Source organism: Flavobacterium sp. S87F.05.LMB.W.Kidney.N, assembly GCF_004366435.1.
Taxonomy (GTDB): Bacteria; Bacteroidota; Bacteroidia; order Flavobacteriales; family Flavobacteriaceae; genus Flavobacterium.
This window is the reverse complement of sequence record NZ_SODX01000001.1, coordinates 647213-667148: the sequence shown is the minus strand read 5'-3', so window position 1 is coordinate 667148 and position 19936 is coordinate 647213. Positions and strand designations below refer to the sequence as shown.

The 19936-nt window shown below is 32.1% G+C and carries 16 protein-coding genes; 7 read left to right on the top strand and 9 right to left on the bottom strand.

Features of this window, described 5'->3' with window-relative positions; genetic code table 11:
• Positions 1-75: 75 nt before the first annotated feature.
• Positions 76-2259: a carboxy terminal-processing peptidase gene (locus EDB96_RS02975; RefSeq protein ID WP_134139157.1), complete on the bottom strand. Its 2184-nt coding sequence runs from the start codon at positions 2257-2259 to the stop codon at positions 76-78.
• A gap of 213 nt (positions 2260-2472) precedes the next feature.
• On the opposite strand from EDB96_RS02975, the gene surE reads away from it, so the two are divergent.
• The 5 genes from surE to EDB96_RS02950 all read left to right on the top strand — a co-directional run bounded on the left by surE (position 2473) and on the right by EDB96_RS02950 (position 7281).
• Positions 2473-3252 (top strand): 5'/3'-nucleotidase SurE, encoded by a 780-nt coding sequence (surE, locus tag EDB96_RS02970; protein WP_057117633.1) that lies wholly within the window; start codon positions 2473-2475, stop codon positions 3250-3252.
• Positions 3245-3514, top strand: coding sequence for a hypothetical protein (locus EDB96_RS02965; RefSeq protein WP_134139155.1), 270 nt, complete (start codon positions 3245-3247; stop codon positions 3512-3514). The genes surE and EDB96_RS02965 overlap by 8 nt, the downstream gene beginning before the upstream one ends.
• Before the next feature lie 66 nt (positions 3515-3580).
• Positions 3581-4699, top strand: a complete 1119-nt coding sequence (lpxB, locus tag EDB96_RS02960) for a lipid-A-disaccharide synthase (protein ID WP_134139153.1) — start codon at positions 3581-3583, stop codon at positions 4697-4699.
• Positions 4700-4709: 10 nt separating this feature from the next.
• Complete coding sequence (locus EDB96_RS02955; protein WP_134139152.1) at positions 4710-5195, top strand: C40 family peptidase; 486 nt, start codon at positions 4710-4712, stop codon at positions 5193-5195.
• Between the two features lie 52 nt (positions 5196-5247).
• A complete protein-coding gene (locus tag EDB96_RS02950; RefSeq protein ID WP_134139150.1) occupies positions 5248-7281 on the top strand; it encodes a ComEC/Rec2 family competence protein in 2034 nt (677 codons plus the stop codon).
• 6 nt (positions 7282-7287) lie between these two features.
• On the opposite strand, the gene EDB96_RS02945 is transcribed toward EDB96_RS02950, so the two are convergent.
• The 6 genes from EDB96_RS02945 to EDB96_RS02920 form a co-directional block, all read right to left on the bottom strand.
• Positions 7288-7737 (bottom strand): hypothetical protein, encoded by a 450-nt coding sequence (locus EDB96_RS02945; protein ID WP_057117638.1) that lies wholly within the window; start codon positions 7735-7737, stop codon positions 7288-7290.
• Between the two features lie 257 nt (positions 7738-7994).
• Positions 7995-8447: a hypothetical protein gene (locus EDB96_RS02940; protein WP_057117639.1), complete on the bottom strand. Its 453-nt coding sequence runs from the start codon at positions 8445-8447 to the stop codon at positions 7995-7997.
• Positions 8448-8661: 214 nt separating this feature from the next.
• Positions 8662-9129 (bottom strand): thioredoxin family protein, encoded by a 468-nt coding sequence (locus EDB96_RS02935; RefSeq protein WP_057117640.1) that lies wholly within the window; start codon positions 9127-9129, stop codon positions 8662-8664.
• A 48-nt stretch (positions 9130-9177) separates the two neighbouring features.
• Positions 9178-10662: a peptide MFS transporter gene (locus tag EDB96_RS02930; RefSeq protein ID WP_057117690.1), complete on the bottom strand. Its 1485-nt coding sequence runs from the start codon at positions 10660-10662 to the stop codon at positions 9178-9180.
• A 1-nt stretch (position 10663) separates the two neighbouring features.
• Positions 10664-12340: a peptide MFS transporter gene (locus EDB96_RS02925; protein ID WP_057117641.1), complete on the bottom strand. Its 1677-nt coding sequence runs from the start codon at positions 12338-12340 to the stop codon at positions 10664-10666.
• 39 nt (positions 12341-12379) lie between these two features.
• Entirely contained in the window at positions 12380-14548 is a 2169-nt protein-coding gene (locus EDB96_RS02920) for a S9 family peptidase (RefSeq protein ID WP_057117691.1), read from the bottom strand.
• Between the two features lie 182 nt (positions 14549-14730).
• On the opposite strand from EDB96_RS02920, the gene EDB96_RS02915 reads away from it, so the two are divergent.
• Positions 14731-16044 (top strand): hydroxymethylglutaryl-CoA reductase, degradative, encoded by a 1314-nt coding sequence (locus EDB96_RS02915; RefSeq protein WP_134139148.1) that lies wholly within the window; start codon positions 14731-14733, stop codon positions 16042-16044.
• Between the two features lie 75 nt (positions 16045-16119).
• A complete protein-coding gene (locus tag EDB96_RS02910) occupies positions 16120-17028 on the top strand; it encodes a GYDIA family GHMP kinase (protein ID WP_134139146.1) in 909 nt (302 codons plus the stop codon).
• A gap of 20 nt (positions 17029-17048) precedes the next feature.
• On the opposite strand, the gene EDB96_RS02905 is transcribed toward EDB96_RS02910, so the two are convergent.
• Together EDB96_RS02905 and EDB96_RS02900 are read right to left on the bottom strand one after the other, a co-directional pair.
• The gene (locus EDB96_RS02905) at positions 17049-17492 is read right to left on the bottom strand and encodes a hypothetical protein (protein WP_057117644.1); all 444 of its coding nucleotides are present in this window, start codon (positions 17490-17492) and stop codon (positions 17049-17051) included.
• A 280-nt stretch (positions 17493-17772) separates the two neighbouring features.
• On the bottom strand, positions 17773-19872 hold the full coding sequence (locus tag EDB96_RS02900) for a peptidylprolyl isomerase (RefSeq protein ID WP_057117645.1): 2100 nt from the start codon (positions 19870-19872) through the stop codon (positions 17773-17775).
• Positions 19873-19936 lie beyond the last annotated feature (64 nt).

Here is a 19936-nt window from a genome sequence, read left to right as displayed (position 1 = left end):
GCTAAACTTACAAAAAAACGCTCCATAAATTCAACATTTATAGAGCGTTTTTAAACAAATTAAATTCTTCTGAATTTAAGACTTCACTAGTTTATCCTTTTTCATTTTAGGAGAAACATTATTTTTTACTAAACCTTTTCCTTGTAAATCATCCAAAACATTTAATGCTTCTTCTACATAAACATCTTTTGCCAATGCTTGGTGCCATGCATCTCTTTTTTCTTTTAAAGTAGCATCAGCATTCATTTCAACTTCTTCGTAAGGCAGTGATTTAAAAACCAAATCGTTTTTGTAATCTAAAATTGGTTTGTATTTCTTACCTTCATTTTCAACCTGTTCTTGAGTTGCTTTAAAGCTGTTAATGTTTAAGCTATAAGTATTCTCTTTATTCTTAACGTCAATCCATTTTGCATTGTCATCAATTAATTTGAATTGAGCATTTTGAGCGATTCTATTTTTACTATTAATAATAGCTTTATTAAAATTCTCATTAGAAGTCCAAGTGCTGTAATCAGCTGGATCAATTTTATCCCATGGCATGGCATTGTCAATATCTCTCTCTCCCATTTTTAGGTAAGCATAACGATCTGGCATAACAACATCACTATGAACACCTTCTAATTGAGTAGATCCACCATTGATTCTGTAGAATTTTTGTCCTGTAATTTTCAAAGCTCCAAGATCTCCATAATTTGCATTACGAACAAATTGATTCAAATCTAATACGTTTTGTACCGTTCCTTTACCGTAAGTTTGTTTACTTCCGATAATTACACCACGTTTGTAATCCTGAATCGCTGCCGCTAAAATCTCAGAAGCCGAAGCAGAAAAACTGTTCACCATGATTACTAACGGACCATCCCATTCGATTTTTTTGTCTTTATCGTATAAAACTTCTTTCTTTTTACCAGCAGATTTAACTTGAACAATTGGTCCTTCTTCGATAAATAAACCAGCAATATCAACTACTGTCGAAAGAGATCCACCACCGTCATCACGTACGTCTAAAACAATTCCGTTGACGTTTTCTTTTTTCAATCTCTCTACTTCAAGAGCGATATCTTTTCCAGCATCACGTCCATCTTTGTTTTCAAAATCGATATAAAACTTAGGCAGGTAAATTACTCCATATTTTAAACCATTTTTCTCTACAATACTAGACTTAGCATAAGTTTCTTCAATTTCAACCACATCTCTGATAATCGAAATTACTTTGATACTTCCGTCCACTTTTTTAACTGTAAGTTTAACTTCAGTTCCTTTGTGGCCTTTAATTTTCTTCACAACATCATCCAAACGCATTCCGACAACATCTACAGGCTCCTCATTTCCTTGAGCAACTTTTAAGATTAAATCACCAGCTTCTAGTTGTTTTCCTTTCCATGCAGGTCCGCCAGAAATTAATTCATCAATTTGAGTGAAATCATTTTTCTTAGTCAAACGTGCTCCAATACCTTCTAATTTACCACTGATGTTTACATCAAAACGGTCTTTTTCTTCAGGTGCAAAATAACTTGTATGCGGATCAAAACGAGTCATAATAGAATTCAAATAAACTGAAAACCAGTACTCTCTATTCAAATCTTTAATAACACTAAAATTATCATCCAGAGATTTTAAAGAACTTTCGCGTGTTTCTTTTTCTAAAGTTTCAAAAGATTTTTCTTTATAAGCTGGATCTTTTTTCTTCTTTTCTTCTTCGATTTTTTGTTTAGTAACAAGAGAAGAAAGAGTTGATAATTTAATTTGTTTTCTCCATCTTTCGTTAATCTCAATTAAGTTTTTCGCATACGGAATGTGCTCATAATCGGCATTAAAAGTTTCATCAACATTATAGTTAAATGGCTGAGCTAAAATCGTTTTGTAACGTTTTTTACTTTCTTCCATACGTTTCATCAACCTTGTGTAAGTTAGGTTGAAAAAAGTAATATCCTTATTCAAAAACTGATCGTCAAGCATTAATTCATACTGCTTAAATTCATCAATATCCGACTGCAGGAAAAATCTCTTTGAAGGGTCTAACGCTTCAATATAATCTTTAAAAATCCCTTTTGAGAATTCATCATTTATTTCTGCTGGACTATAATGTCCTTTTTCAATAACAAATGCTAATAACTCTAAAAGTGTTTTATCTCTATTCGGATCAGGGTCGATTGTTCTATCGGCATTCATCTTAAATGCAAATAATGTAAGCGATAAGCACAATACGGCTATGAGTATCTTATAATTTCTTTTCATAAACTTTATAATAGCATTCATCAATTTTTTTATCTAAGTTACGTTAAAAACTATGCCACGAGAGCTAACGTCACGATAATTTTTTGTTAAAGATATAAAAATGTTTAATTCGCAAAAAAGTTCTTTAACTTAGTTGACAAATTTTACATTATTTGTGACTTATCCCGATAAATCTGTGGTCACATTTGTTTTTAAAATCTTACAATTGTTAAAATTACACATAATATTCATAAAATGAAAGCCGAAAAACCTTTAATATTGGTCACTAATGATGACGGCATCTTAGCTCCTGGAATACGCACTCTTATAAGTGTTATGGAAACAATCGGCGAAGTAATCGTCGTTGCTCCAGACAAACCGCAAAGTGCAATGGGGCATGCTATAACGATTAACAACACTTTGTTTCTCGATAAAATTTCTAAAGATGATGACACAATTGCAGAATACAGCTGCTCCGGAACTCCTGTAGATTGTGTAAAACTGGCAGTTAATGAAATCTTAAAACGCAAACCAGATTTGTGCGTTTCGGGAATTAACCATGGTTCAAATTCTTCCATAAATGTAATTTATTCGGGAACTATGAGTGCTGCGGTTGAAGCTGGAATAGAAGGAATTCAGGCCATTGGTTTTTCACTTTTAGACTTTGATTGGAATGCCGATTTTGAACCTATTAAGTCTTTTGTCAAAAAAATTGCCTTAGAAACACTAGCTAATAAGCTGCCTCCAGGTGTAGTTTTAAATGTCAATTTTCCGAAATTGAAAGAAACAGAAATTAAAGGAATTAAGGTTTGTCGTCAAGCGAAAGCATACTACGCCCAAAAATTTGATAAAAGACAAACTCCTTTTGGTAAAGATTATTACTGGCTTGCCGGCAAATTTGTAAACGAAGATCAAGGCGAAGATACAGATGAATGGGCGTTGGAAAACGGATATATTTCTGTAGTTCCCGTACAGTTTGACTTGACTGCCCACCACTCTATTCAACAACTTAATACATGGAAATTAAATGATTAAAGAAATAATTGTCGGTTTTATAATCGGAATTTTTACCGCTCTATTAGGAAGTTATTTGTTCATCACATTCTTTACAAATTTTGATATTTCTTCGGGTATTCATATTATTAAACAGCAGGGATATCTTGGAAAAATTATCACTTTAGGAACACTTTTAGACCTAGGCGTATTTGCCATTCTTTTAAAAAGAAACAAAGAATTAATGGCTCGAGGCGTAATTTTAGCCGTGATTGTGTTGGCCATTTCTACATTAGTTATTTAAATCTTATCTTTGCTTTGTTACAATAATTGCTGAATTATAATTTGAGCATTTTTCAAAAAAACCATCATGAAGTATTACATAATAGCAGGTGAAGCCTCTGGAGATTTACACGGATCTAATTTAATGAAAGCTTTGTATGCTGAAGATCCTCAAGCAGATATTAGATTTTGGGGAGGCGACTTAATGCAGAAAGCAGGCGGAACTCTTGTAAAACATTACCGAGATCTAGCTTTTATGGGCTTTATAGAAGTGGTTTTCAACTTAAAAACCATTTTAAACAATATAAAAATCTGTAAAAAAGACATTACTGAGTTTAAACCAGATGTCATTATTTTTATAGATTATCCTGGTTTTAATATGCGAATTGCTAAATGGGCAAAAGAGCTAGGTTATAAAACTCACTATTATATTTCGCCTCAAATTTGGGCTTGGAAAGAAAACCGTATTAAAGCAATCAAACAAGACGTCGATAAGATGTTTGTTATTTTGCCTTTTGAAAAAAGTTTTTACGAAGATAAACATCAGTTTCCAGTTGATTTTGTCGGCCATCCTTTAATCGATGCTATTCAGAATCAGCCTGCATTTGATGAAGCTCTATTTAGGAAAGAAAATAATTTGGGCGAAAAACCAATTATTGCCGTTTTACCGGGAAGCCGTAAACAGGAAATTACCAAAATGCTGAGCGTAATGTTAAGTGTTGTTGATGATTTTCAAGATTACGAATTTGTAATTGCCGGCGCTCCAAGTCAGGAATACGAATTCTATCAGCAGTTTCTAAAAAACAAAAATATTGCGTTTGTTTCGAATAAAACCTACGATTTACTGCGTTCTTCAACAGCAGCCTTGGTAACTTCTGGGACAGCTACTCTTGAAACGGCACTTTTTAAAGTTCCCGAAGTAGTTTGTTACAAAGGAAGTGAAGTTTCCTATCAAATTGCGAAACGTATTATTACATTAAAATATATTTCTCTCGTCAATTTAATTATGGATCAAGAAGTTGTAACCGAATTGATCCAAGCCGACTGCAATAAAAAACGAATTAAAGAAGAATTACAAAAATTATTAGAGCCTGAATATCGCTCTAAACTGCTTCAAAACTATGATATTTTAGAACAAAAACTTGGAGGGGTCGGCGCGAGCACTAAAACGGCAAAACTTATAGTTGCCGATTTAAAAAACAATTAATTATTACGTTTTGAAAAGAATTATAATTTTCCTGCTTTTGGGTGTTGCTTTTACTTCTTGTAAATCGACTTCAACAGCCGTGAGCAAAAATGAATCTAAAAGAGAAAATAGAACTCTGGTTAACAATTTGATTGAAAAAGCAACTGATAATATTGGCGTTCGTTACAAAGCTGGCGGAACTACAAAAAGCGGTTTCGACTGCTCTGGATTAGTTTACACCACATTCGAAAGTGAAAATATAAAACTACCAAGAAGCTCGTACGACCAAGCTAAAATTGGAAAAGTAATTCCGCTGAATGACGCCAAAAAAGGTGATTTAATCTTCTTTAAAACCAATAAAAGCAGACAAATCAATCATGTGGGATTAATTACAGAAGCCAATTCAGACGAAGTTAAATTTGTTCATTCTTCTACTTCAAAAGGTGTAATCATTTCCTCTACAAAAGAACCTTACTATAAAAATTCTTTTGAGCAGGTTAATAGAGTCCTTCCTTAAAAAAAACATTTTTTTTATTATTTTTCTTACAAATATTTAATACTTTTAAAGCATGAAAGTATTAGATTTTCCGTTAGTTAAAATAACAATTGCCTTTATTTTGGGAGTTATTGCTTCCTATTATTCTCATTTTTCTGTTTCAAAGCTGATGATTCCACTTTCATTGTCTTTGATACTATTTTGTTTCAGCTATTTCTGGAATCTAAAACACAACAAGAAATATATCATATTTGGTGTTTCTGTGTATATCTTCTCTTTCGTTATTGGGGCTGTAACACTTTTAAGTCATACCGAGAAACTTCAAAAAAATAATTATACACATTGCAAATCAGCATTCGAAAAACCGCAGTCAATAACTATAATTCTTAGAGAAAAACTCAAAAGTAACGATTACAGCGATCGTTATGTTGGTCATATTAAAAGTATTTCAAATAAAATTTATTCTGGAAAAATTATAATTAGCATTCAAAAGGACAGTACTGAAAATCGATTGATAATCGGGAATACTATTAAGGTTCAAACGGCTTTACAGGCAAATAAATCAAATAAAAATCCGAATCAATTTGACTACGGCAGATACTTAGCCGACAAACAAATTTATGCACAGATTTATTGTCAAAAAAAAGAAATACTAGTCAGCAAAACTATTACAAAAGACATTTGGTATTATTGTGCCAAACTGCACTCCAGAATAGTTTTAAACCTCGAAAAAGCAAAATTTAATAAAGCCGAAATGAGTGTCGCTCTTGCCTTGATTTTAGGTCAGCAGCAAGAAATTTCACAAGACATTATTCAGGATTATCAATATTCTGGAGCAACGCACATTTTATCTGTTTCAGGTCTACACGTAGGTTTTATAATGCTTTTTATAACCTTTATTTTAAAACCAATTCCAAACACAAAAAAGGGTTCTTTTATTAAACTTACTTCTATTTTAGTTTCACTAGCTGGATTTGCAATAATATCAGGTTTATCTCCATCGGTTTTAAGATCTGTTGTAATGTTTTCATTTGTAGCAATTGCCAATCATTTGCGAAGAACAGGTAATATTTACCACACTTTACTAGTGTCAATTTTATTGATATTACTTTTTGAACCGTATTTTTTATTTGATGTCGGTTTTCAGTTAAGTTATTTGGCTTTGTTTTTTATTCTTTGGCTGCAGCCACTATTAAAAAACATTTACAAACCAAAGAATAAATTGATGGTTTATATCTGGGAAGCTTTAACCGTTTCCTTTGCTGCACAAATTGGTACTTTACCTTTGTGCTTGTATTATTTTCACCAATTTCCAGGTTTATTTTTTGTCACTAATATTATAATTCTTCCTGTTCTGTCATTTATAATGATTGCAGGAATTGTGGTAATGATAATTGCAATTTTTACGAGTCCGTCTTACTTTGTAACAATCATTTTTGAAAAAAGCATTTATCTCTTAAATCTAATGATTCATGCCGTTGCCTCTATTGACTCGTTTGTTATAAGAGATATTAGTTTTAACTCTTATTATTTATTCACCTTTTACCTTTTCATTATTTATGTAATTCTATGGTTAAAGAAACCAGATTACACTAAACTCGTACTTGTTTTTAGTTCTACAATTTTAATTCAGCTTGCTTTTATTCTCACTAAATTCAGAACCGAAAGCGAAAAGGAATTGATAGTTTATCATGAAAAAAATAATACACTCATATCAGAACGAATTGGAAAAAACACTGTTCTTTTTACCAGAGATACAACTTTCGAAAAAAATAAAAACAGCAGAAGTGTAAATATGTATCTCGTTGGTAATTCGATTGCTTTAACCAAAACAGAAAAGATTAAAAATTTACTCTACTTTAAAGACACTAAAATTCTAATCATTGACAGCACTGGAATTCTTCCTTCTAATGCAGCGCCAGACATTTTGATTCTTACTCAGAGCCCTAAAATAAATCTAGACAGAGTACTGAAAAACATTCGTCCAAAACTGATAATTGCCGATGGCTCGAATTCAAATACTATCCAGAAATCGTGGAAAAACAGCTGTCTGAAAAAAAATATCCCTTTCCATCCAACGAACGAAAAGGGATATTACAAATTATAAATCTTTTTATTCTGGGTTTAAAATCAAATTAGACTCAGAAATCCAAGCCTTAACGCCTGACGACATATATGAAATGAGACCGAGTTTGTTGAAGTTAGTTTTGCCTTTTCTAACGTTAACTTCTGTAAAACAAACTTGCGGAATTTCTTCAATACCAAAAGCATTTTTTAATCTAAGGTTTTGTTCTTTAGCTGCATCAGGAACCGAAGGATCTGAAAGATCTAGTTTCACTAAAATAACGTTTTTACGAGACCAATCCTCAAAATCGCGAGTAGCAAAAATTTCATTTTGAAGCTGAGGATTTACTCCTTGACCTGTAAAGAAAATCAATAAAGGTTTTCTTTTTTCTGCACTTGTGGCAACAGCATCATTAATGTCTGTTTTCCAAATTATATTTTGCGCATTGGCAAAAAAAGAACCCAAAAAGAGTAGTAGAATAAGTAGTTTTTGAAGCATAAAATTTGGTTTTGGTTATGTATTTAAAACTAAAATAATATAAAAACAGAATCAAAAGAATTATTTAATAAATTAAAAACCAAGTTTTAAGCATAAAAATCAAATTGATAATAAACCGATATTTTTTTAATAAATGTTAAAAAAACACTAGCAAAAAAAATTAAATCGTTATAACGTTTTTTGAAACAAAAAAAATCCCTTCCTGTAAAAACAAAAAGGGATTAAAAAAATTAAAATAAAAGTTAAATGTAATTGTATTATTCAGCTGGATGTAAAATCGAATTCGATTCTGCAATCCAAGCTTTTGCTCCTCCAGGTTTATAGGCAATTTTTCCTAGAGCGCTGAATGTAGTTTTATTTTTTCTTACGGATGCCATTGCGAAACATACTTCTGGAAGATCTTCAACACCAAATGCATTTTTCAATTTTACATTTTGTTCACGATCACTATCCGAAGCATTCATGTCTGATAAATCTAATTTTACCAGAATCACATTATCACGTGACCAAACGGCAAAATCAGGAGTTTTAAAGATTTCATTTTGAAGATTTTCTGGTACACCTGAGGCAGTGAATAAAATCAGCATTGGTTTTTTCTGGTCATTACTTATTGCAATAGCATCGGTCATGTTAGTTCTCCATGCTAGATTTTGCGCTTGCATCATAAATGAACCTAAAAAAAACAGTAGGATAAGTAGTTTTTTAGTCATATTAATTGGTTTTGGTTAGATTAGCATGACGAAATTAACATAATATTTTAATTTTCCAATTTTTATTAGCACAAAAAATACATTATGTGTTTTTTTATCGATAATAAAATACAAAATACTCAAAATGACGAAAGATGATTGAAAAATTTTTCTTACTAAACAAAAAAAAGCCCCTTACAATGTAAGGGGCTTTATATTTATTTTAGTTTTAAACTTATGATTTCTTTGGATGAACAATTCCTTCTGCAACAGTCAGCCAAGCCGATGGTCCGCCGGCAACATATCCTGTTTTACCAAGACCTTTAAAATTTACTTTTCCATCTTTAGATTCTGCACTGGTGAAGAAAATTGTTGGAAAACCCTGAATCCCGAAGGCTTGCTGCAATTCATTATTTTGATTCTTAAGCTCTGGAGTTTGAGGAACACCTCTTGGATAATCTAATTCTACCAGAACTACATTACTTGATGCCCATTTTTTAAATTCGTCTGTTTTTAAAACTTCATTCTGTAAACGAATGCACCACCCACACCAATCACTGCCTGTAAAAAACATTAATAAAGGCTTTTGTTCTTTATTACTTACAGTAATCGCTTCTCTAACGTCTGTGTACCATTTTAATTCTTGTGCTTGAACATTCGCAGCACCAATTAAAAATAAAGCAATAAGTACTATTTTTTTCATAATGAGAAATTTTTCACAAATTTACACAAAAACAGATTGCAATAAAATCTATTTTACTTCCTGCATCAATTTTTTAATCAATGGCGAAATTGCGATTAAAACAACTCCTGCCACAAGAGAATAAATAGCTAATTGATAATACCCTTCTGTATACGATTGTAGTTTAGAAAGTAATGTATCTCCAGTATTAGATCTTGATATTTCTGCTCCTAACTTTCCTGCTGCCAATTGCCCAAATGCACTTGCCAAGAACCATAATCCCATCATCATTCCAAACAATCTTTTTGGAGAAAGTTTTGTAATAATAGACATTCCGATTGGTCCTAAACAAAGCTCACCAATTGTTGTTACTAAATAAGCAAAAGTAAAAACATTTAAAGATGCAATTCCTTTAGCATTAGCAAAAAATCTAGTCAAATAAAAAATATAAAATGAAGCTGCTAAAAACAAGAATCCAATTCCGAATTTAATCAATGTATTAGGCTCAATTTTTCTTTTACCCATCCAGATCCACAACAAACCAATCAGCGGGCTTAAAACAACCACAAAGAAAGTATTAGAACTGTTATTTATAATATTCGGATCAATGCTGAAAAACAAAAGTTTGTCATCTAGATTATCTTTAGCAAAAAGCGACAATGATCCTCCGCTCTGTTCGTAAATCGCATTAAATAAAAGATAGAAAAACACAAACAAAAATGCTGCAAACAGCTTTTTCTGCAGTTTAATATCTCCCAATTTCATTAATTCGTAAGCAAAATATAACACGGCAATTATACCAATTGTATACATGAAATAATCTGTATAATCAGTATTCTTTACCATTATAAAAATAAATGGAATACTTAAAAGCGATAGTACGTAAACTGCAATTTCACGAATTCTCCTTGCAGATGGTTTTAAATTCAATAATGGAGAATCTCCAATTGGACCTAAATATTTTTTAGTGAATAAAAATGTCATCAACCCTAAAAACATTACTAAAGCCGCCGATAAAAAACACAACTGCCAAGAATAATATTTTCCTAAATAAACACAAAGAGCACCTCCAAAAAGACCTCCAACATTTATCCCAGCATAAAACATTCCGTAACCTGCATCTCTTCTGCCGTCATCCTCTTTATACAATTCACCAACCATTGACGAAACATTTGGCTTAAAAAAACCTGTTCCAATAATTGAGAAAGCAATTCCGTAATAGAATAAATCGTGAGGCGACACCGCAATTAAAAGATTCCCTAGAATCATTACGATTGCACCAAAGAAAAGCGATTTTTTAAATCCTAATATTTTATCGGCAAAAATACCTCCGACAAATGTAAAAGCATAAACGAAAGCCTGAATGGCTCCGTATTGTAAACTGGCATGATCTTCTTTTAAAAAAAGCTGATCAACCATAAAAATTGTAAGTACGCCCCGCATTCCGTAAAAACAGAAACGCTCCCACATTTCAACAAAAAACAAGTACCACAATTGCTTTGGGTACTTGCCTTCAAAATTTTGAATTTCTTCTAGTGTAATGTTTTTTTCCATTTTATCTAACACCGTGCATTAATTTTTTCAATAATGGCGTTAAAGCAAATAATAAAATCGCTGCAATTCCTGTTAGAACCACAAAAACCATAAAGAATTCATATAAATTATGGATTTCAAATCCTGCGAAAACTGGATTATAAGCACTTATCTGATGCTGATCTAACAATGCTAACTGATCTGCTGTTGGAATTATTTTTTTATCTAAAACTGCTTGAAGATCGATTCCTAATTCTTTTGCTTTTGCAAATTTATCTCCAGTTGCAGGTAAAATAGAACCTAAAGTTCCTCCTAATGCATAACCTGATGCATTAGACAAGAAAAACACTCCGTAAAGCAAAGAAGCAAAACGTTTTGGAGACAATTTACCTACCAATGATAATCCAATTGGAGATAGACATAACTCTGCACAAGTATTTAAGAAATATAATAAAATCAACCATTTAACCAATAATAATCCAGAAGTTCCGATATAAGAAACTTGAGTTGCAATCATTAAGAAACTGATAGAAATTACCACTAAACCAACAGCTAATTTTACTGGAGAAATTGGTTCTTTACCTTTAGCTCTCAATGTATCCCACAAAATACTAAATGGAACTGCTAAAACTACAACGAACAATCCGTTAAAAATCTGAACCATCGAAGGCGGCATTAACCAGCCAAAGAAATGTCTGTCTGTTTGGTTATCAGCAATAAAAGTCAGAGATGAACCTGCCTGCTCAAAAGCTGCCCAGAAGAAAATAATAAAAAATGATACGATATAAATTACGATAATTCTATCGCGTTCAACTTTAGTTAAAGAAGTATCAGATATAATTAATCCCGCCAATGCCAATCCACTTGAATAAATCAAAGTATAAATTAAATTTTGACCTACAGCATAATGGAAAAAGAATCCTAAAGCAACAAATGCAACTCCAGCCATCAATAAAGCTTTATTCGAAAAATTAGCTTTTTGTGCCTCTCCTTCTTCAAAATCTGAAGCATCATTTTTAGAAGGTAATCCTCCTAATGGTTTTCCTTCTGGAGAAACTACATATTTATTTTTTAAGAAGTAAAAAAGAATTGTTCCTAACAACATCGCAACAGAAGCTGCCATGAATCCCCATCTAAAAGCGTGAATATCTCTAATTCCTCCTGCATCTTTAACATCTCCTAATAAAGGACAAATGGACTGGCCTAAAAAAGCACCAATGTTAATTCCCATATAGAAAATAGTAAAAGCACTATCTAATTTTGTTTTTTCCTGCTTAGGGTATAAACTTCCCACCATACTTGAAATATTTGGTTTGAAGAATCCATTACCAAATACGATAACTCCAAGTGCAGAATACATCACAATTTTTGCTAAGCTCAAATTAGATTCAAAAATACTCCCACTTGTAAATAAAAGCATTTGTCCAATTGCCATCAGCAATCCTCCTAATAGGATACAGTTTCTGTTTCCTAAAAAACGATCGGCTACGAAACCACCAAGCATTGGTGTTAAATAACAAAGTCCAAGAAAACCTCCATAAATTAATGAGGCTTCTTCTTCTTTCATTAATAATGAATTTACAAGAAATAAAGTCAATAAAGCCCGCATTCCATAAAAATTGAACCGCTCCCACATCTCCGTTCCAAACAATACCCAAAGTCCTTTTGGATGCGCAGTTTTTACTTGATTTTCTCCCATATTATATTCGCTTATTTAATTAAGTTTAAAAGATTTAGATTATAAATTTTCTTTGATAAAATTAGTCATTTTATTATAAAGCTGAACTCTAGTTTTTCCGCCGTAAATACCATGATTTTTATCTGGATAGATTTGAGAATCAAATTGTTTGTTAGCTTGAATTAAAGCTTCCATCATTTGCATTGAATTCTGAACATGAACATTATCATCTCCAGAACCGTGAATCAATAAAAATTTACCTTTTAATTTGTCAACGTGATTAATTGGCGAGTTTTGATCGTATCCGCTTGCATTTTCCTGCGGCGTCTGCATATATCTTTCTGTGTAAACACTGTCATAAAATCTCCAGTTTGTTACAGGAGCAACAGCGATTGCCATTTTGAAAACATCATTTCCTTGGAAGATACAGTTAGAAGCCATAAAGCCTCCGTAACTCCATCCGAAAATTCCAATTCTAGCAGGATCAACATAAGGATAAGAACCGATTACTTTAGCTGCATCGATTTGATCTTCTACCTCATATTTTCCTAATTCTTTCTGAGTAACTTTTTTGAAATCAGCTCCTTTAAAACCTGTCCCTCTTCCGTCAACACAAGCTACAATATAACCTTGCTGTGTTAATGATAAGAACCAATAATCATCAGAATTATTCCAGTCATTATTTACTTGTTGTGATCCTGGACCAGAATATTGGTACATAAAGACAGGATATTTTTTTGAAGGATCAAAATCTTTTGGTTTTAAAATCCAAGCGTTCAATTCATTTCCTTTAGCCGTTTTTAAAACGAAGAATTCTTTTGCAGGCAGATTATAAGCTTTTAATTTATCTGAAAGAGCTTGGTTGTTTTCGATAACCTGAATTTCTTTTCCAGTTTTTGACTCATTCAAAGTATAAGTCGTAGGCTGTAAATTACTAGAGAAAGTAGTAATAAAGTATTGGAAATTTGGACTGAAGGTTGCAGCGTTTGTTCCTGTTTTTTTAGATAAACGCAATTTATTTTTTCCGTCTAATCCAATTCTGTAAAGATCTCTATTGATTGAACCATTTTCTGTAGATTGGTAGAAAATAGTTTTTGTTTTTTCATCAAAACCGTAGTAAGAAGTTACTTCCCAGTTTCCTTTTGTAACTTGATTTTTAAGTTTTCCTGCTTTATCATATAAGTAAATATGGTTAAAACCGTCTTTTTCGCTTGTCCAGATAAAACTATTATCTTTTAAGAAAGTCAAATTATCTGTTACATCTACATAAGCTTTATCTTTTTCATTCAAAACAACTTTTGGAGCAGCGGTAGTTCCATCAACAAATAACAAATCAAGATTGTCTTGGTGACGATTTAAAACTTGAGCAGAAAGTACATTTGCATCGTTTGTCCATTGTAATCTTGCAATGTAAAAATCATTGTAATTTCCTAAATCCACCTTTTTAGTTGCTCCAGCAGCTACATCGTATATATGTAATGAAACTTCTGAGTTTTTCTCTCCGGCTTTTGGATACTTAAATGTTTCAACTGTAGGATATAAATCTTTGTGAAACATTGACATTGAAAACTCAGGAACCTGGCTTTCGTCAAAACGAATGTAAGCTACTTTTTTACTGTCTTTGCTCCAGTCAAAAGCACGGACAAAAGCAAATTCTTCTTCATAAACCCAATCCGTAATACCATTAATTACAGCATTCTTTTTACCGTCTGTTGTAATTGGAGTCGATTTTTTAGAATTAACATCGTATACATATAAGTTATTTTCTTTTGCATAAGCGATTTTAGTTCCGTCTGGAGAAAAAGTTGGTTCTTGTACTTGATCAAAAAGTTTTGTCAATGTTTTTGAAGCTATATCATATAGGTAGAAATCAGCTGTAAACGAGTGGCGAAAGATTTGATTGGTATTAGACGCAATTAAAATCTTTTTTTCTGAAGCATCAAAAGTATAGCTGTCAATTCCGTTTGCAAGTTCCTTATGATCTTTAGTATCAATTAAATTCGATACTTTTTTCAAAGTTCCAAAATCATAAAGACCAATCTGCATACTTCTGCTTGCTTGATCTACATCTAAAACAGTATATTGATCTGTATTTTTTAGCGATTGCAATTCAGCCATTCCTTTTGCTCGAAATGCTCCGCCGTAAATATTTTCGATAGTGATTTTTTGTTGGCCAAAAACAGTCGCAACTAGAAATAAAAGTATTACAGTAATTTTACTTGTACTCATTACAATTAATTTAAATATAAAAAAGAGCCCAATTTTAGTAAAAAAAATAAACATAATACACATTTTAAGTGTTAAATGTTAAAAAAAATAACGATTGCGTACTTTCCATTTTTAAAATACATTTTAAACAAATCTCTTAAAATGGTATATTTGCCGCAACATTATTATTTAATATACTGAGAATGAACAACGCGGTTGCTGGATTTTCTAAATTATCCAAAAAAGAAAAAATTGACTGGATTGCAAATGAATATTTTTCAAACCCTGAAGAGGCGCAAAATATTATAAGAAATTACTGGAATTCAGACGAAAAGCTTCAGCAGCTTCATGATGAATTTATCGAAAACACCATTACAAACCTTTATATCCCACTTGGAGTTGCTCCAAACTTTTTAATCAACGGAAAATACAAAACCATCCCAATGGCTATTGAAGAGAGTTCCGTTGTTGCAGCAGCCTCTAAAGCAGCGAAATATTGGTCTACAAGAGGCGGCTTCAAAGCAACCATAATTAATACAGAAAAAATTGGCCAGGTTCATTTTACTTTTAATGGTGATGCAGAAAAACTAAATAGCTTTTTTGACCAAATAAAACCAAAATTCTTCTCAGAAACCCAAGCCATTACTAAGAATATGCAGCAACGTGGCGGCGGTATTTTAGATATTAAACTAAAAGACAAAAGAAGTCTCCTAGAAAACTACTATCAGCTTCACGCTACTTTTGAAACCAAAGACAGCATGGGCGCGAATTTTATCAATTCTTGTTTAGAACAATTTGCATCAACTTTAAAAGAAGAAGCTCAAAATAGCGACTTATGCGAAAATGGCGAAATATTAGAAGTCATTATGAGTATCTTGTCTAATTATGTTCCAAACTGCTTGGTTAGGGCTGAAGTTTCTTGTCCGATTGAAGAATTAGCAGAAAAGCATATTACAAACCCAAAAGAATTTGCTGAGCGTTTTGTGCAAGCTGTTCAAATTGCAGAAGTTGAACCTTTTAGGGCAGTGACTCATAATAAAGGAATAATGAATGGTGTCGATGCGGTAATTCTAGCAACTGGAAATGATTTTAGAGCTGTAGAAGCCGGCGTACACGCTTATGCCTCTAAAAATGGACAATATGCTAGTTTATCTCATGCAAAAATCGAAAACGGAATTTTTACTTTCTGGCTCGAAATTCCACTTGCAGTAGGTACAGTTGGCGGATTAACTTCTTTACATCCTTTAGTAAAGTTATGTTTAGAGATATTAGAAAATCCTTCTGCTCAGGAATTAATGGAAATTGTTGCTGTTGCTGGTTTAGCACAAAATTTCGCAGCTCTTCGGTCTTTAACAACTACTGGAATTCAAGAGGGTCACATGAAAATGCACTTAAATAATATTATAAATCAATTTGAAGCTACCGATGAAGAACGCCGTCTAATTAAGGCGCATTTTAAAAAAACAGCCGTTACTCATAGCGCTGTGGTAGATTTTATTGAAAACTTGAGAAAATAATTCAAAAGCTGTTTTCAATTTCTCTTCGCCTTTGCTCAAAATGCGAAGTGAGATATGACAGCTAAAAAATATAGAATGAAAAACACATTTTACAGTAACGGAAAACTTTTAATTGCTGGAGAATATCTAGTATTAGACGGAGCAGAAGCTTTTGCGCTGCCTGCAAAATTCGGTCAAAATCTGGTAATTGAAAGCGGCGAAAATAAAGAAATTGAATGGAAAAGTTATGACTATGATGAACATTTATGGTTTGAAGAAACAATTTCATTTGACGAAATCATAAATCGGCCAGAAGCAAAAATCGAAACTGTAAAATCTACTTTGATTGATATTCTTCACGAAGCTTATGCTTTAAATCCAAAATTTATAGATTCAGCGGAAGGTTTCAAAGTGAGTACTCATCTATCGTTTCCAAGAAACTGGGGATTAGGAACTTCTTCAACTCTCATAAATAATATTGCGCAATGGGCAAATATTAATGCATTTACATTATTAAATAATAGTTTTGGCGGAAGTGGCTATGATATTGCCTGCGCTCAGAATAATACACCTGTTATATATCGTGTAAAAGATAACTTTGTTGAACAAGTTGAGTTTAACCCTGACTATAAAGAAGATATCTTTTTTGTTTATTTGAATAAAAAACAAAATAGTAAGTCTGCAATATATGCATACAACAATAATAAGAATCATCATTTAGCGCAAAGTGTTGCCGAAAACAATAAAATCACGCACGCTATTCTGAATGCTAAAACACTAAAAGAATTTGCTTCAGCAGTTCAAAAACATGAGATTCACCTAAGTAATATTTTAGAGATGCAGACTATAAAAGAAGCTCTTTTTCCAGATTTTAAGGGTGTAATAAAGAGTCTTGGAGCTTGGGGTGGTGATTTTGTTATGGTAGTTTCAAAAGAGAACCCTAAAGAATACTTCTCCAATAAAGGATACGAAACTATTTTAACTTACGAAGAAATGATTTTGTAGAATGTTTTTCTACAAAGTCATCAATAGTTAACTTTCTTGTTTTTAACGTCTTTTGTCTCTAAACGACGAACTGACTGGCTTTCTTGTTCGTTTGATTCAATAAGTCTGTTGTGCAAACGCTCAGCCATTTTTTCGATACTGTTTGTAATAGAATCATAAACAAGTTCCATTCTGCGGTGTTTTTCTTCTTTTACTGCCTTTAAAACATCTTCAACAAAGATCTTATCATATTTTTCGGCTACAGAATCATGTGTATTAGTCAATCTTATTACATAATCGTTACTCAAGATTGTAACTTTAAAATGCTGTTCTTCGTTACTCAAATAATACTTTCCACCCAATTCATCAACATTGATGTCGGTACTGCTAACTTTTAAAAGCTCGGTAATAATCCCAAAGATATGACTCTCAATTTTGGTATATACTCTTGGCTTCTTTTTAAAAATTTTTAAAGTAAAAAACATTAAATGTTTATTTAGTAAAATATTTGATTTTTGTTTTAATTGTCTTTCTAACAGTAATTTAAACGCTAAAAATATGTTAAATTTTAAATTCTGGACAAATTAACTGTAATAATTTGAATATCACAAATTTTTTAAATTAAATTTCGATTATTCCTATATACTATAAGATAATTAACAAAAAAATATTACAAAATAGAATTATTTAGTTTTCAATAAAAAAAAAGAAAACCCGAAACATCTTAATGACATTTCGGGTTTTTATGGTATTAGTTACTATTTACTAGTAATTGAATTGTAATCTGTTATCTTCAATTTTTGCATTGTTTTTCAACGCTGGTAATACTCTGCTTGCATCATTTGCGCTTTGAGCTTTTACTTTCTCTACATACGCAGCGTGATTAGCAATTGCAGGAGCTTTTACTGTTTTGATGTTTTTTACAACATATACTCCAGTGTTTCCTTCAATTGGAGCAGAAATTTTATTTGCAGTTAAAGCAAATGCATTTCCAACAACTCTTGGCTCTTGTCCAACTCCACCAGGTAATACTGGATTATCTAAAGTTACATCAGTTGCTTGTTGAACAGCAACTCCAGCTGCTTTAGCGATAGCTTCAATACTTGAACCTGTCATTTTTGCTTTTAATAATTCAGCTTTTTTCTTGTTTTTCAAGATTGGCTCTACGTAAGGTCTTGCCATTGTAACTGAAACTAAACCTGATTTGTTTTCACCTTTATATTGAGCGATAACGTGTCCGATATTTGCAATTTCAAAACGTTTTACGTCTCCTTTGCTTGTTTCTTTATCAAAAGCCCATCTTACAATGTTACGTTGGTTTCCTAATGGTCCAAACGCTTCATCCATAGCTTTAGCATTTACAGGCTGAGCAACTTTTAAACCTAATTCTTTTGCTGCAGCATTGAAATCTTTGTCAGCAGCATCCATTTCGAATTTAGTTGCCAAAGTAAATACTTTATCAGATGTAGCTTCAGAAGGCTCAATTTTTTGAGCAATTGTAGCTAAACGAATTCCGTCTTGTTTGTCTGTAATTTTGATAATGTGAAATCCGAAAGGAGTTTCTACCAAACCAACTTTACCAATTCCGTTGTTGAATACAAAATCATTGAATGGTTTTACCATTTGGTTTGGACCAAAATATCCTAAATCACCACCTTGTTGTGCAGATGAATCATCAGAACTTGTAAAAGCCAACATCATAAAACTATCTGGATTAGCTTGAACTTGAGCTAAGATTTCTTCAGCTTTAGCTTTTGCTTCTTCTTTAGTTCTTTTTTCTTTTGGTGATGGTGTTTGAGAACCTTCGTATGCAATTAAAATATGACTAGCTTTTGCGTTAACTCCAGCTTTAAATCCTTGAGATTTAGAAATTGCATAGTATCTTCCGTAAACATAAGGTCCGTAAATTGCTCCAGCTGGTAAGCTGAATAATTTATCAGCATCTACAGCTGGTAAAGCATTTTTAGGAACATAAGTAGAATCGTAAGGAACATCAGAGTTTGCGTTTACAAATTCAGCAATATTTGTTGCAGTTCTAAAACCTGGCAATGTATCATTTTTACCTGTTTTAGCATTGTAAACAACACTTCCTGACAATAATGCATTTAATTTTGATTTAATTTCAGCTTCATCTTCTTTAGAAGCTTTATCTTCTACTAAAACATATTGAATTTCACGAGTTGCATCCGCTTTGAATTTCTTCTCGTTTTTCTTCATATAATCTACAATTTCTGAATCAGAAATTTTTACTTCACTATCTTTAATAGAAGAGTAAGGAGCTGCAGCGTAAGCAAAACTTACTTTATTCGCTTCCATTTCATACTTTAACTTTCCTTCACTAGCAGTTGTGTAAAGTCCTGATTTAACTAAAGTATTATAGATTTGAAACTTTGCGTTCAATTCTGCATCTTTCTCTTTTTGAGCGATGTATTGTGCTGCTTCTGGATTTGATTTGAAGTAATCTTTAAATTTAACTACATCAAAAATTCCTGCTGCATTTAAGAACATTGGGTTTTTACCAATGTTTGGATCTGATTTTAAAACTTCTAATAAGTGTTTTTCACCTACTCTCAATCCTAATTTATCAAATTGTGATGACAATAAAGCGATTGAAACTTCTTGATCCCAAACTCTGTTTGCAGCTTCAGTGGAAGTAATACCTTGCCCACTTTTTTCAACATTACTAACTTTAACTCTAAAGTCTTCAAATGAAATATCTTTTCCGTCGATGCTTCCTACATCTTTTGAACTTTGACCAAATGTTCCTCTTGTAAATAGATCTTGTATTATAAATGCAAATAATGCAAGTGCAATAACTCCTATCAATAAAGCGGAACGCTGTCTAATTTTTGCTAAAACTGCCATTTTATTATCGTTAATTTTATATTCAGTTTGCGAAAATACAATTATCTAGTTAATAACAATACAA